Source organism: Ralstonia sp. PBBBR1 (assembly GCF_002256165.1).
Taxonomy (GTDB): Bacteria; Pseudomonadota; Gammaproteobacteria; order Burkholderiales; family Burkholderiaceae; genus Ralstonia; species Ralstonia thomasii.
Genome location: NZ_NKIL01000003.1, coordinates 295800 through 309156 on the forward strand (window position 1 = coordinate 295800; position 13357 = coordinate 309156).

14 protein-coding genes are annotated in these 13357 nt (G+C 65.4%); 12 read left to right on the forward strand and 2 right to left on the reverse strand.

Annotated elements, in window-relative coordinates:
* The first annotated feature begins 84 nt into the window (after positions 1-84).
* Both aroG and CFE42_RS04960 read left to right on the forward strand, forming a co-directional pair.
* Entirely contained in the window at positions 85-1164 is a 1080-nt protein-coding gene (aroG, locus tag CFE42_RS04955; protein WP_004631640.1) for a 3-deoxy-7-phosphoheptulonate synthase AroG, read from the forward strand.
* 169 nt (positions 1165-1333) lie between these two features.
* Positions 1334-2236, forward strand: a complete 903-nt coding sequence (locus CFE42_RS04960; RefSeq protein WP_004631639.1) for a mechanosensitive ion channel family protein — start codon at positions 1334-1336, stop codon at positions 2234-2236.
* 73 nt (positions 2237-2309) lie between these two features.
* On the opposite strand, the gene CFE42_RS04965 is transcribed toward CFE42_RS04960, so the two are convergent.
* On the reverse strand, positions 2310-2867 hold the full coding sequence (locus tag CFE42_RS04965) for a cob(I)yrinic acid a,c-diamide adenosyltransferase (protein ID WP_004631638.1): 558 nt from the start codon (positions 2865-2867) through the stop codon (positions 2310-2312).
* A gap of 118 nt (positions 2868-2985) precedes the next feature.
* Here CFE42_RS04965 and CFE42_RS04970 point away from each other — a divergent pair, with 118 nt between their 5' ends.
* From CFE42_RS04970 to CFE42_RS05015, 10 genes are all read left to right on the forward strand, one after another.
* Entirely contained in the window at positions 2986-4404 is a 1419-nt protein-coding gene (locus CFE42_RS04970) for an FAD-linked oxidase C-terminal domain-containing protein (protein WP_004631637.1), read from the forward strand.
* Between the two features lie 27 nt (positions 4405-4431).
* Complete coding sequence (locus tag CFE42_RS04975) at positions 4432-5322, forward strand: LysR substrate-binding domain-containing protein (protein WP_004631636.1); 891 nt, start codon at positions 4432-4434, stop codon at positions 5320-5322.
* A gap of 493 nt (positions 5323-5815) precedes the next feature.
* Entirely contained in the window at positions 5816-7309 is a 1494-nt protein-coding gene (locus CFE42_RS04980; protein ID WP_004631634.1) for an FAD-linked oxidase C-terminal domain-containing protein, read from the forward strand.
* 62 nt (positions 7310-7371) lie between these two features.
* Positions 7372-8505, forward strand: coding sequence for a glycolate oxidase subunit GlcE (gene glcE, locus CFE42_RS04985; protein WP_004631633.1), 1134 nt, complete (start codon positions 7372-7374; stop codon positions 8503-8505).
* 12 nt (positions 8506-8517) lie between these two features.
* Positions 8518-9774, forward strand: a complete 1257-nt coding sequence (glcF, locus tag CFE42_RS04990) for a glycolate oxidase subunit GlcF (protein WP_004631630.1) — start codon at positions 8518-8520, stop codon at positions 9772-9774.
* 52 nt (positions 9775-9826) lie between these two features.
* Complete coding sequence (locus CFE42_RS04995) at positions 9827-10204, forward strand: CidA/LrgA family protein (RefSeq protein ID WP_004631629.1); 378 nt, start codon at positions 9827-9829, stop codon at positions 10202-10204.
* Positions 10201-10932 carry an LrgB family protein gene (locus tag CFE42_RS05000; protein ID WP_004631621.1) on the forward strand — a complete coding sequence of 244 codons (732 nt, stop codon included), beginning with the start codon at positions 10201-10203 and terminating at the stop codon, positions 10930-10932. The genes CFE42_RS04995 and CFE42_RS05000 overlap by 4 nt, the downstream gene beginning before the upstream one ends.
* A 170-nt stretch (positions 10933-11102) precedes the next feature.
* On the forward strand, positions 11103-11498 hold the full coding sequence (locus CFE42_RS05005) for a VOC family protein (RefSeq protein ID WP_004631619.1): 396 nt from the start codon (positions 11103-11105) through the stop codon (positions 11496-11498).
* 67 nt (positions 11499-11565) lie between these two features.
* Entirely contained in the window at positions 11566-12045 is a 480-nt protein-coding gene (locus CFE42_RS05010; RefSeq protein ID WP_004631617.1) for a cupin domain-containing protein, read from the forward strand.
* 41 nt (positions 12046-12086) lie between these two features.
* Entirely contained in the window at positions 12087-12785 is a 699-nt protein-coding gene (locus CFE42_RS05015) for a YafY family protein (protein WP_012436369.1), read from the forward strand.
* 11 nt (positions 12786-12796) lie between these two features.
* Here the strand turns inward: CFE42_RS05015 and CFE42_RS05020 are convergent, their stop codons facing one another.
* Positions 12797-13294, reverse strand: coding sequence for a glutathione peroxidase (locus CFE42_RS05020; protein WP_004631613.1), 498 nt, complete (start codon positions 13292-13294; stop codon positions 12797-12799).
* Positions 13295-13357 lie beyond the last annotated feature (63 nt).

Here is a 13357-nt window from a genome sequence, read left to right on the forward strand (position 1 = left end):
CCCCACCCCGGCACCGACGCGAAACATGATCCGAACACAGTAGACGTTTCCAATAGAACTCAAGACACATCCCCGGAGCTTTCCATGCCGAAGAACACCGACGATTTGCGCATTCGCGAACTGAAAGAGCTGACGCCGCCCTCACATCTGATCCGCGAATTCCCGTGCAGCGACACCGTGTCCGACCTGATCTACCAAAGCCGGAACGCGATGCACCGCATCCTGCACGGCATGGACGACCGCCTGATCGTCATCATCGGCCCCTGCTCCATCCACGACACCAAGGCAGCGATGGACTACGCCCGCCGCCTGGTCGAGCAGCGCGAGCGCTTCAAGAACGAGCTGGAAATCGTGATGCGCGTGTACTTCGAGAAGCCGCGCACAACCGTCGGCTGGAAGGGTCTGATCAACGATCCGCACATGGACGGCAGCTTCAAGATCAACGACGGCCTGCGCACCGCGCGCGAGCTGCTGATGAACATCAACGAACTGGGCCTGCCCGCCGGCACCGAATACCTCGACGTGATCAGCCCGCAGTACATCGCCGATCTGGTGAGCTGGGGCGCCATCGGCGCGCGCACCACCGAAAGCCAGGTGCACCGCGAACTGGCTTCCGGCCTGTCGTGCCCGGTCGGCTTCAAGAACGGCACCGACGGCAACGTGAAGATCGCCGTGGACGCCATCAAGGCCGCATCGCAGCCGCACCACTTCCTGTCGGTCACCAAGGGCGGCCACTCGGCCATCGTGTCGACGGCAGGCAACGAGGATTGCCACATCATCCTGCGCGGCGGCAAGGCGCCCAACTATGACGCGGCCAGCGTGCAGGAAGCCTGCGACGCCATCTCCAAGTCGGGCCTGGCCGCGCGCCTGATGATCGACGCATCGCACGCCAACAGCAGCAAGAAGCACGAGAACCAGATTCCGGTGTGCGAAGACATCGCCCGCCAGATGGCTGCCGGTGACAACCGCATCGTCGGGGTGATGGTGGAATCGCACATCAATGCCGGCCGCCAGGACCACGTGCAAGGCACGCCGGTGTCCGACCTGGCCTACGGCCAGAGCGTGACCGACGCCTGCATCGGCTGGGACGATTCGGTGAAGGTGCTGGAAACGCTGGCCGACGCCGTGCGCAAGCGCCGTCTGGTACCGGGCAGCGGCAACTAAGACGCCCTCAGGCGTGATTGGAAAGGACGCCTGCGGGCGTCCTTTTTCTTTGCGCGCGCATCAAAGCGCAGATCTATAACAAATGTGAGCGAAGCGTATCAAAGTCACACAAGTGCGTTGTCTTTGACATATCGTAGGTGGGTTTCCCCCTGCTCTTTCGGAGGCACCCATGGCAGACAACCTGGCGGACACCGCCGTCAACACCGCAAGCAAGTACCAGGCAATCGTGGCGCAATACGCCACCGACGTCGGCATGAAGATCCTCGGCGCGATCGTTTTCTGGGTAGTCGGCCGCTGGCTGATCAATCTGGCGGTGCGCATGGTGGAAGGCTCGTTGAGCCGACAGAAGGTCGATCCGACCGTGCTGCGGTATGTCGGCTCCATCATCACCGTCACGCTGAATGTGCTGCTGGTGATCGGCATCCTCGGCTATTTCGGCATCCAGACGACGACGTTCGCGGCGCTGATTGCCGCAGCCGGTGTGGCGATCGGCATGGCATGGTCGGGCCTGCTGTCGAACTTTGCTGCGGGCGCGTTCCTGATCGTGCTGCGGCCGTTCAAGGTGGGCGACTTCGTGACGGCCGGCGGCGTGACGGGCACCATCAAGGAGATCGGCCTGTTTGCCACGACCATCAACACGCCAGACAACGTGGTCAGCATTGTCGGCAACGGCAAGATCTTCGCGGACACGATCCAGAACTACACCTCCAACCCCTTCCGCCGCGTCGAGCTGAAGGCACAACTGGCCGGAAGCGCCGACCACCGCGCCGCCATCGCGCTGCTCAAGGAGAAGGTGGCCGCCATTCCCAACGTGCTGACCGAACCGGCGGTCGATGTTGAAATCCTGGAATTCAACCTGGTTGGGCCGGTGCTGGCCGTGCGCCCGTACACGCACAACGACAACTACTGGCAGGTCTATTTCGACACCAACCGCACCATCAAGGAAGCGCTGGCCGAAGCCGGCTTCCCGGCGCCGACGCCATCGCAGGCGCTGACCATCACCACGCCGGGGCAATTGGCGGGGCTGGCCGCCGTGGCGCAAAGCACGACGACACCAACGAGCGTGAACTAAGTCAGCGCTGCAAGAAAATGGCCCGGCGAGTTGCCGTCACTCGCCGGGCCGTTTTGTTTGGTGCCGACGGTGATTACGCCGGCTTGTGCTCGTCGCGTTTCCAGAGGACGTCCGTGCCGCCATCTGCGCGATTGAGCACGCGCGCCAGCACGAACAGCAGGTCCGACAGTCGATTGACGTATTGGCGCGGCGCCTCGCCAATGGTCTCGGCGCGGCCGAGTGCGACGATGCTGCGCTCGGCACGGCGCGCGACGGTGCGGCAGACATGCGCCTGGGCCGCAGCGCGGCTGCCGCCGGGCAGGATGAATTCGGCCAACCGCGGAAGATCGGCGTTGTAGTCGGCCAGCCATTGGTCGAGCCGCAACACGTGCGCGGTCGTCACCATCGTGTAGCCCGGAATGCAGAGTTCGCCACCCAGATCGAACAGGTCGTGCTGGATGGCGGTGAGCGCCGTGCGCACGCCGTCGGGCAGCGTTTCCGTCAGCAGCACGCCGATGTGCGAGTTCAGCTCGTCGACGTCGCCGATGGCGGCGATGCGCAGGCTGTCCTTGTCCGTGCGGCTACCGTCGCCGAGGCCGGTGGTGCCGTCGTCGCCGGTGCGTGTGGCGATCTTCGATAAGCGGTTGCCCACGGTGCGTCTCCCTGTATCGCGTCAATGTTGGTGGCGCCATTATCGCAAGGGCGGTACGACCCCGGCGTTAGAATGACAGCCCGAGCCGGCTTCAGACCGCTGCCCCACGCGAGACGCCATGAACCATCCAGCCCCGCCCTCCCATATCATCCGCAAGCCGATTCCCCCGGCCATGCTCGACGCGCTGCGCACCCGCTTCGGCGATCGCGTCTCCATGAGCGAAGCCGTGCGCGCCCACCACGGCCGCGACGAATCCGCCTACGACCCGATGCTGCCCGACGCCGTCGTCTTCGCGCAGACCACCGAGGAAGTCGCTGCCGTCGCCAGGCTCTGCTTCGAGCACGAGATTCCGCTGATCCCGTATGGCGCCGGATCGTCGCTCGAAGGCCATCTGCTGGCCGTGGCCGGTGGCGTGAGCCTCGATCTCTCGCAGATGAACCACGTGCTGTCGGTGCACCCCGAAGACCTGACGGTGACGGTCGAGCCGGGCGTCACGCGCAAGCAGCTCAATACCGAGATTCGCGATACCGGTTTGTTCTTCCCGATCGACCCGGGCGCGGATGCATCCATCGGCGGCATGTGCGCGACGCGCGCTTCGGGCACCAACGCCGTGCGTTACGGCACGATGCGCGAAAACGTCCTGAACCTGACGGTGGTCACCGCTGACGGCCGCATCATCAAGACGGCCAACCGCGCACGTAAATCGTCGGCGGGGTATGACCTCACACGCCTGTTCATCGGCAGCGAGGGGACGCTTGGCATCATCACCGAGATCACGCTGAAGCTGTATCCGCAGCCCGAAGCGGTATCCGCGGCCGTGTGCGCCTTCCCGAGCATGGGCGATGCGGTGTCGGCAGTGATCGACACTATCCAGATGGGCGTGCCGATTGCGCGCGTGGAGTTTGTCGATGCGCTGGCCATCCGCGCGATCAACCAGTACGACAAGCTCACGCTGCCCGAGATGCCGACGCTGTTCTTCGAGTTTCACGGCTCGGAGCACGGCGTGCAGGAGCAGGCCGAGACCGTCCAGCAGATCGCTGCTGAACACAAGGGCCAAGGCTTCGAATGGGCCACGCGCCCCGAAGACCGCAGCCGCCTGTGGAACGCTCGCCACAACGCCTATTTCGCCTTTCTGCAACTCAAGCCGGGCTGCCGCGCCGTCACCACCGACGTATGCGTGCCGATCTCGCGCCTGGCTGAATGCGTGGTCGAGACCGAGAAGGACCTGCTTGCCAGCGCGCTGCAGCTGCCCGCCCCCATCGTCGGCCACGTGGGCGACGGCAACTTCCACGTTGCGCTGCTGATCGACCCAAACAAGCCGGAAGAACTGGAAGAGGCCGAGCGCATCAACCAGCGCATCGTCGCCCGTGCAATTGCCATGGACGGCACCTGCACGGGCGAGCATGGCGTGGGTCTGCACAAGATGGACTTCCTCATCGCCGAACACGGCAACGATGCGATCGACCTGATGCGCAGCATCAAGCAGGCGCTGGACCCGAAGCACGTCCTGAACCCCGGCAAGATCTTCCACCTGTAACCGATTCACCTACCAGCGACCGCCCGCATGTCTTCCGTCTTCAAGCGCGTTCCTCCGCTGCATCTGTTGATTGCCTTCGAGGCCGGGGCGCGCCATGCGAGCTTCGCGCGCGCGGCCGAAGAACTGTCCGTCACGCCCAGCGCGGTATCGCACCGCATCAAGAATCTGGAAGAGCTGTGGGGCGAAGACCTCTTCGTGCGCACGGGCACGGCGTTGCGGCTGACCGCCGCGGGCACGCGCTACCTGCGCAGTGTGCAAGTGGCGCTCGACACCCTGCACGAACTGGCACGGCCGGAATTCAGCAAACAGCGCGCGCGGCTGCGCGTGGCGATTCCGCCCACGTTCGGACGCCAGCACCTGGTGTCGCGTCTGCCGGAGTTCAACGCGCTGTACCCGCACATCGATCTGGAACTGCATCTCTCCATCCCGTTCCTCGACGTGAAAGCCGAGGACACCGATGTCGAAATCCGCTACGGCACCGGCCGCTATCCGGACCTGAAGACCACGCTGCTGCTCAACGAGCCGGTCTTCCCGGCGTGCGGGCGGGCCTACTTCGAGCAGATCAGCGGCAACACCATCACCGAAGCGTCGCAGTTGCTGAACCTCACGCTGCTGCGCAGCCCGCTGGAGCCCTGGCGCCCATGGTTCGAGGCGGCCGGGCTGGACGCGGCGGAGCCTGCGACCGGCTCGCTGTTCAACGACATCGGCCTAATGCTCGAAGCCGTCGCCTCCAACCAGGGCGTGGCGCTGGTGCGTCAAGCCATGGCGCGCAACTGGCTGGCTTCGGGGCAGATCGTGCGGCTGCTGGACATCGAATCGGCGTCGCCACATGCTTATTACATTGTCCAGCGCGAGCAGGCGCCGATGAAGCCCGAGGCGCGGCATTTTGTGGATTGGTTGCTTGGGCTGGATTGGTAAGCCGCTCAGCGGCCGGCCCCCGAGCCTCGCGGCTGGGTCTCGAACTACCGGATTCGAAACTTTTAGTTTCGACGTTGAAGCCCTGAACCCTCAGCGCTGATGAAAAAAACAGCAACGTCGGGGCAAAAAGCGTCATGGGTCGAGCCCCAGGGCCTCGAAGTTGACGTTCCGAACGTCATCGTTGCTGCTTTTTTCATCAACGCCGATCCTATTTGCCTCACGCGCGAGGTACCTGAACCTCGGATTCGATACTTTTAGTGTGAAGCTCGGTGCTTTGCACCCCACCGTCGGCGGTTGAAGGCTCGATCGTGGAGGTCAGGCTCGCGCGAATGGGCAATGAAACCTTGCTGCCCCGCGATGAACCGCATTGGCCGCTCCGGCGAGCCAAATTCATCGCAGCAAAAGTCCTTAACACGCCGCATGGCGCGGCGGCCGGGCTATAGTGCCCTCCATCCCGGCCACCGCTGCCGGGCACAACGATGAGAGACACCCCATGAACGCATCGCTGCCCGCCACCGCTCGCGATCCGTCTGCCCTGCAGGCTGAGCTGACCGCCGCGCTGTCCCAGATCGTGTCCGACGACGCGCTGCTCTGGGAGCGCGAAGACACCACCCCGTATGAATGCGACGGCTTGGCCGCTTACCGGCAGGTGCCGCTGGCCGTCGTGCTCCCGGATACCGAGGCGCAGGTCGTCGAAATCCTGCGCGTGTGCCACCGCATGGGCGTGCCCGTGGTGCCGCGCGGCGCGGGGACGAGCCTGTCGGGCGGTGCGATGCCGACGCCGGGCGGGCTGGTGCTGTCGCTGGCCAAGTTCAAGCGCATCATCAAGGTGGACCCATACACGCGTACGGCGGTGGTCCAGCCGGGCGTACGCAACCTCGCCATTTCGGAAGCCGCCAACCCGCACGGGTTGTATTACGCGCCCGATCCGTCATCGCAGATTGCCTGCACCATCGGCGGCAACGTGAACGAGAACTCCGGCGGCGTGCATTGCCTGAAGTACGGCCTGACCGTGCACAACGTGCTGCGCGTGCGCGCCGTGATGATGGACGGCGAGGTGGTTGAATTCGGCAGCGAGGCGCCCGACGCCCCCGGCCTGGACCTGCTGGCCACGGTGATCGGCTCCGAAGGCATGCTGGCCGTGGTGACGGAAGTGACCGTGCGCCTGATCCCCAAGCCGCAACTCGCGCAGGTGATCATGGCGAGCTTCGACGACGTGGAATCCGGCGGCAACGCCGTGGCCGACGTGATTGCCGCGGGCATCATCCCGGCGGGGCTGGAAATGATGGACAAGCCCGCCACCGCTGCCGTTGAGGAATTCGTCTGCGCCGGCTACGACCTCGACGCGGCCGCCATCCTGCTGTGCGAATCCGACGGCACGCCCGAAGAAGTGGCCGAAGAGATCGCGCGCATGAGCGAAGTGCTGCGCGCCTCCGGTGCCACGCGCATCCAGGTCTCGCAAAGCGAAGCCGAGCGCCTGAAGTTCTGGAGCGGTCGCAAGAATGCCTTCCCGGCAGCCGGGCGCATTTCGCCGGACTACTACTGCATGGACGGCACCATCCCGCGCAAGCACATTGGCACGCTGCTACGGCGCATCCAGCAGATGGAGCAGAAGTACGCCCTGCGCTGCATCAACGTGTTCCACGCGGGCGACGGCAACATGCACCCGCTCATCCTCTTCAACGGCGAAGACCAGGACGAATGGCACCGCGCCGAACTGTTCGGCTCCGACATCCTCGAGACCTGCGTGGAACTCGGCGGCACCGTAACGGGCGAGCACGGCGTGGGCGTGGAAAAGCTCAGTTCGATGTGCGTGCAGTTCTCGGCAGAAGAACGTGACGCATTTCTGCGCGTGAAGGCGGCTTTTGACCCGGTGCGTTTGCTGAACCCCGACAAGGCCATCCCCACGCTCGCGCGCTGCGCCGAATACGGCAAGCTGCACGTGCGCAACGGCCTGCTGCCCCACCCCGACTTGCCGCGTTTCTGATCGCCGCCTGACCATTCCGAAGCCGCACGCAGCGAACAAGCCGTTGCGCCCGAAGGTTCAACATGCCCATCACGTCTGACACCGCCCTTTCGCCCGCGCTCGCACGCTTTCGCGACGCCATTACGCAGGCCGCAAGCAACCGCACGCCGCTCACCCTGCGCGGCGGCGGCACAAAGGATTTCTATGGCCGCGCGCCCGCACCCGACGGCACCGTGCTCGACACGCGCGAGTGGTCCGGCATCGTCGATTACGACTGCGCAGAACTCGTCATCACAGCGCGCAGCGGTACACCGCTGGTCGAGATCGAAGCCGCACTGGCCGAGCACAAGCAGATGCTGGCGTTCGAGCCGCCCCACTTTGCTGCGAATGGCCGACAGGCAACGGTAGGCGGTGCGTTTTCATCCGGCCTGTCCGGCCCGCGCCGGCAGTCGGTGGGCGCGCTGCGCGACTTCGTGCTCGGCGCTGTCGTCATGGACGGCCGCGGCGACATGCTCAACTTTGGCGGCCAGGTGATGAAGAACGTGGCCGGGTACGACGTCTCGCGCCTGATGGCCGGTGCACTCGGCACGCTCGGCTTGATCGTGCAGGTGTCGCTCAAGGTGCTGCCGATGCCGTTCTGCGATGCGACGCTGCGCTTTGCCATGGCACAAGGCGAGGCCATCGACACACTCAACCGCTGGGGTGGCCAGCCGTTGCCGATTGCGGCGTCCGCGTGGATCGACGGTGCCCTGTGGGTGCGCCTGAGCGGTGCCGATGCGGCCGTGCGCGCAGCCATCGCCAAGCTCGGCGGCGAGCGTGTCGAGGACGCAGAAGGGACCGCGTTCTGGCGCGACCTGCGCGAGCAATCGCATGCGTTTTTCGCGCGTGCCGTGCAAGGCAGCCTGCCGTTGTGGCGCATCGCTTTGCCCCCTGCCACACCGCCGCTGGCGCTCGGCCATGCGTCGGCCGATGAGCAGCTCGTCGAATGGGGCGGCGGCCAGCGCTGGTGGATCGACACCGCCAACACCTCCGCCGACGCCATCCGCGATGCAGCACGCAAGGCCGGCGGCCACGCCACGCTGTTCCGCAACGGCGACCGCGCCAGCGACATCTTCACGCCCGTCGCCCCGCCGTTGATGGCCGTGCATAAACGCCTGAAGGACAGCTTCGATCCGCACGGCATCTTCAACCCGGGCCGTCTGTACGCCGACTTCTAACGCAAGCCCATCATGCAAATCACGCTCGCGGCGTTCCTGCGCAACACCCCCGACGGCGAAGAAGCCCAAAGCATCGTGCAGAAGTGCGTGCACTGCGGTTTCTGCACGGCCACCTGCCCGACCTACCAACTGCTCGGCGATGAGCTGGACGGCCCGCGCGGGCGCATCTACCTGATGAAGCAGGTGCTGGAGGGCCAGCCCGCCGGCGCCGCTACACGCCTGCACCTCGACCGCTGCCTGACCTGCCGCAACTGCGAATCGACCTGCCCGTCCGGCGTGACCTACGGGCGCCTGGTGGAGATCGGCCGCAAGATCGTCGATGACCAGCTCGACGCGAAAGGCGGGGTGGGCTCAATGCGACGCCCGTTGGGCGAGCGCGCCGTGCGCTGGGCGCTGCGCGAGGGCCTGACGCGGCCGGCGCTGTTCGGCTCCGCGCTCAAGCTCGGACAGGCGGTGCGGCCGATGTTGCCGCCAGTGCTGCGCAACAAGGTTCCGGCCCGGCAGCCGCACGCCGGCACGCGACCCGGCACCGTGCACGCTCGCAAGATGCTGCTGCTTGAAGGCTGCGTGCAACCCGCCATGTCGCCCAACATCAATGCCGCCACGGCGCGTGTCTTCGACAAGCTGGGCGTGCAGCTCATCAGCGCGGACCGCGCCGGCTGCTGCGGCGCCATCCGTTATCACATGAACGACCATGCGGGCGGCCTCGGCAACATGCGCGCCAACATCGACGCATGGTGGCCGCATATCGAGGCCGGCGCCGAGGCCATCGTCATGACGGCCTCCGGCTGCGGCGCGATGGTCAAGGAATACGGCCACCTGCTGCGCGATGACCCCGCCTATGCCGAACGCGCGGCGCGCGTGTCCGCGATGACGCGCGACCTGTGCGAGGTGCTGCCGGCGTTCTCGCAGCAGCTCCTGCAGAAGACCAAACCCGAAGCACAACGGCCACGCGTGGCGTGGCACCCGCCCTGCACGCTGCAACACGGCCAGCAGATTCGCGGCGCAGTGGAAACGCTGCTCGCCTCGCTGGGCGTGGACGTCAAGCTCTGCGCCGACAGCCACCTGTGCTGCGGCTCGGCCGGCACCTATTCGGTGCTGCAACCGGAACTTGCCTATCGCCTGCGCGATGACAAGCTCGCCAAGCTGCAAGCCACGCAGCCTGAGCGCATCGTCTCCGCCAACATCGGCTGCCTGACGCATCTGCAGAGCGGCACGGACACGCCGGTCGAACACTGGATCGAGCTGGTCGACCGCATGCTGGCCTGAAACGAACGCAGCCGGGTTCTATACTTGGCGCTTCGTTTTGCCCGGAGGCCCCATGCTGCAAACCTTCGCGATCCTGTTGACGTTCCAGTCGGTGGGAGAGTTGTTGACGTATTCGCTGCACCTGCCGGTGCCCGGTCCGGTGATCGGCATGGTGTTGCTGGTCATCTACCTGCTGGTGGACAAGGGCCGCGTGCTCGAAGTCATGCAGGGCACCGTCCGTGAACTGCTGCGTCACCTGACCATCCTGTTCGTGCCGGCCGGCGTGGGCGTCATGACGCAACTGAACCGCATCGGGCAGGAATGGCTGCCAATCGTGGTGGCGACCGTCGTATCGACGTGGCTGTCGATTGCCGCCGGTGCGCTCGTGACGCGCGCGCTGATGCGCCGCACGGGGGACCACGGCGAAGGCCAGGAGGAGCTGGCCCCATGAACGCGATGGCTCCCAACCTGCACCAACTCTGGGTCTATCTGGCCGCCAGCCCGCTGCTCGGCCTGACCGCCACGCTCATCGCGTACCTGATCGGCGTGCGCCTTCATGAACGCAGCCGCTTTAACCCGATGGTCAACCCGCTGCTGATTGCGGTTGTCATCCTGGGCACGCTGCTGACCGTGACGGGCACGCCGTACAAGACCTACTTTGACGGCGCGCAGTTCGTGCACTTCCTGCTGGGGCCGGCGACGGTGGCGCTGGCGGTGCCGTTGTTTCAGCAGTGGGCGAAGCTGCGCCGCCACGCGGTGCCGCTGATGGCTGGGCTCCTTGCAGGGTCGGTCGTCGCGGTGGTGTCAGCCGTGGGCATCGCGTGGCTGTTGGGCGCATCGCCGGAAACGCTGCGCTCGATGGCGCCGAAATCGGTGACGATCCCGATCGCCATGGGCATCTCGGAGAAGATTGGCGGCGCGCCGACCATCACGGCGGTGCTGGTGCTCATTACCGGCATTGTCGGGGCGACGACCACGACGCGGCTGCTGAACCTGCTGCGCGTGCGCGAGTACAGCGTGCGTGGTTTTGCCACCGGCATCGCGGCGCACGGCATTGGTACGGCCCGCGCGTTTCAGGTCAATCCGGAAGCGGGGGCGTTCTCGGCGCTGGGCATGGGCCTGAACGGCGTGCTGACGGCCGTGCTGGTGCCGCTGCTGGCGGGTTGGATTCCGCACTGAATCGCTCCTCCCTCCGCCCGGTATTCACTGCCTGGGCAATCTGCAACACGCTTTGCCACCCTCCTGAACGCTCCTGACAGAACGCTGTCAGGAGCCCCCCGCCAGAATCGCTCCACCTTAACCGGCAACGGCACTCCCAACCGCCTGAGCCACCTAACGGAGCGAACATCATGGCAAGCGTCATCAACTGGTTTGAAATTCCCGCCAACGATTTCCCGCGTGCGGTGAAGTTTTACGAGAACGTCTTCGACACGCAGCTCAAGCAGGAAGATATGGGCGACCTGACCATGGGCGTGTTTCCGGCGGGTGAGACGACCATCCACGGTGCGCTGGTCAAGGGGGAGGGCTTTGCGCCGTCCGACAAGGGCAGCGTGGTCTACCTGAACGCGCCCAACCTGGATGCCGTGCTCGAGCGCGTGAACGGCAGCGGCGGCCAATGCGTCTTTGGGCCGATGACGCTGCCCGACCACATGGGCCGCATCGCCCACATCGTCGACACCGAAGGCAACCGCATCGGCCTGCACGAGCCGGATGCCAAGACGCAGGCGTACCTGCTGCAGCAGTAACAGCAGTAACGCTCCCCAAGGCCAGTGCGCGGGCGCCGGCCTTCACCAAGAGACAGAGAAGAACACCATGCCGAGCCAATCCCCGTATCTCATGCGTGCCGCGGATGTCACCGCGCGCACGCAGTCGTTTTCGCACCCCTGGAACAGCCTGTCGGAAATTCACGGCACCATGATGGGCCGGCTGCTCGGGCTCAAACGTACCGGCGTGAATTTCGCGCGCGTGCCGCCGGGCAAGGAGTCGTTCGTCTATCACTCGCACCAGCGCGAGGAGGAATGGATCTACATCCTTTCCGGCGAAGCGCAGGCCGAGATCGACGACAGCATCTTCACCGTGCGCGGCGGCGATTTCATGGCCTTCCCCACAGGCGTCGCGCATCACCTGCGCAACTGCGGCAAGGACGATCTCGTCTATCTGTGCGGCGGCGAACATCTCAACATCGAGATTGCCGATTTCCCGCGACTGGGCAAGCGCATGCTGCGCCGTGGGGAGCAGGTCGATATCGTCGACATCCACCCGCAGCGCGAGTTGACGCCCTTCGGCGCGTAGGGGATATGGCGCGCATTGCACCCGGGCCCAAGCCCACTACAATGCCGCGCATGACCCGCCGCGCCGACCGCCTGTTCCAGATTGCCCAGATCCTGCGAGGCCGCCGTTTGACCACGGCGGCCATGCTGGCCGACCGCCTCGGCGTGTCGGAGCGCACGGTGTATCGCGATATCCGCGATCTATCCGTCTCAGGCGTACCGATCGAAGGGGAGGCCGGTATCGGCTACCGCATGCGGGCAGGCTACGACCTTGCGCCGCTCATGTTCACCGCCGACGAAGTCGAAGCGCTCGTGGCCGGCGCACGGATGATCAAGGCGTGGAGTGGTGGCACCATGGCCGACTCGGTGGAAGCCGCACTGGAAAAGCTCATGGGCGCCCTGCCCGCGGAGCGCCGCTCCGAGGCCGAGACCACGCGCATCTTCGCGCCCGGCTACGGCATGGGCAGCGAGGTCAAGCAGGTATTCGACACGCTGCATGCAGCGCTTGGCCGCCACGCTGTTGCGCGGCTTGCTTACCGCGACGCGCAGGGCCAGTTGACCGAGCGCTGCATCCAACCGCTCGGCCTGTTCTTCTGGGGACAAGTCTGGCTGGTGGCCGCCTGGTGCGAACATCGTCAGGACTACCGCACCTTCCGCCTCGACCGCTGCGTCAAGGTCGACATTCTGGAGCGCCACTTTGCCGAATCCGCCGAGCGCTCGCTGGCGGATTTCATGCGCAAGGTGCGAGGCTCGTCGGATTGACGACCGCAACGTCAGGCGGGATCGGGCTCCGCCAGCAGCCGCTCAATATCGTCGGCAATCTCTTCCGGCTTGGTCATGGGCGCGTAGCGCTTGTAGACCGTGCCGTCGCGGCGCAGCAGGAACTTGGTGAAATTCCATTTGATGGCTCCGATACCGAGCACGCCGGGCTTTTCCGAGGTCAGCCACTTGTAGAGCGGATGCGCGGTGGAGCCATTCACGTCGATCTTGCCGAACATCGGAAACGAGACGCCGTAGTTCTTTTCGCAGAAGGCGCCGATTTCGTCTTCGCCGCCCGGTTCCTGCTTGCCGAACTGGTTGCACGGAAAGCCGAGCACCTCCAGCCCTTTGTCGTGCAGCCGCTTGTACACCGCCTCCAGCCCCGCGTACTGCGGGGTGAATCCGCACTTGCTCGCCGTGTTCACGATCAGCAGGACCTTGCCCTTGTACTGCGACAGCGGCACGCGCTGGCCGGTTAACGAATCGGCCTCGAATGCATAGACGTCACTCATGGCTACTCTCCGGATGGTTGCGGGAACGGAAATGCTCCGGCATCTGGCCGGAATTGTAACGGC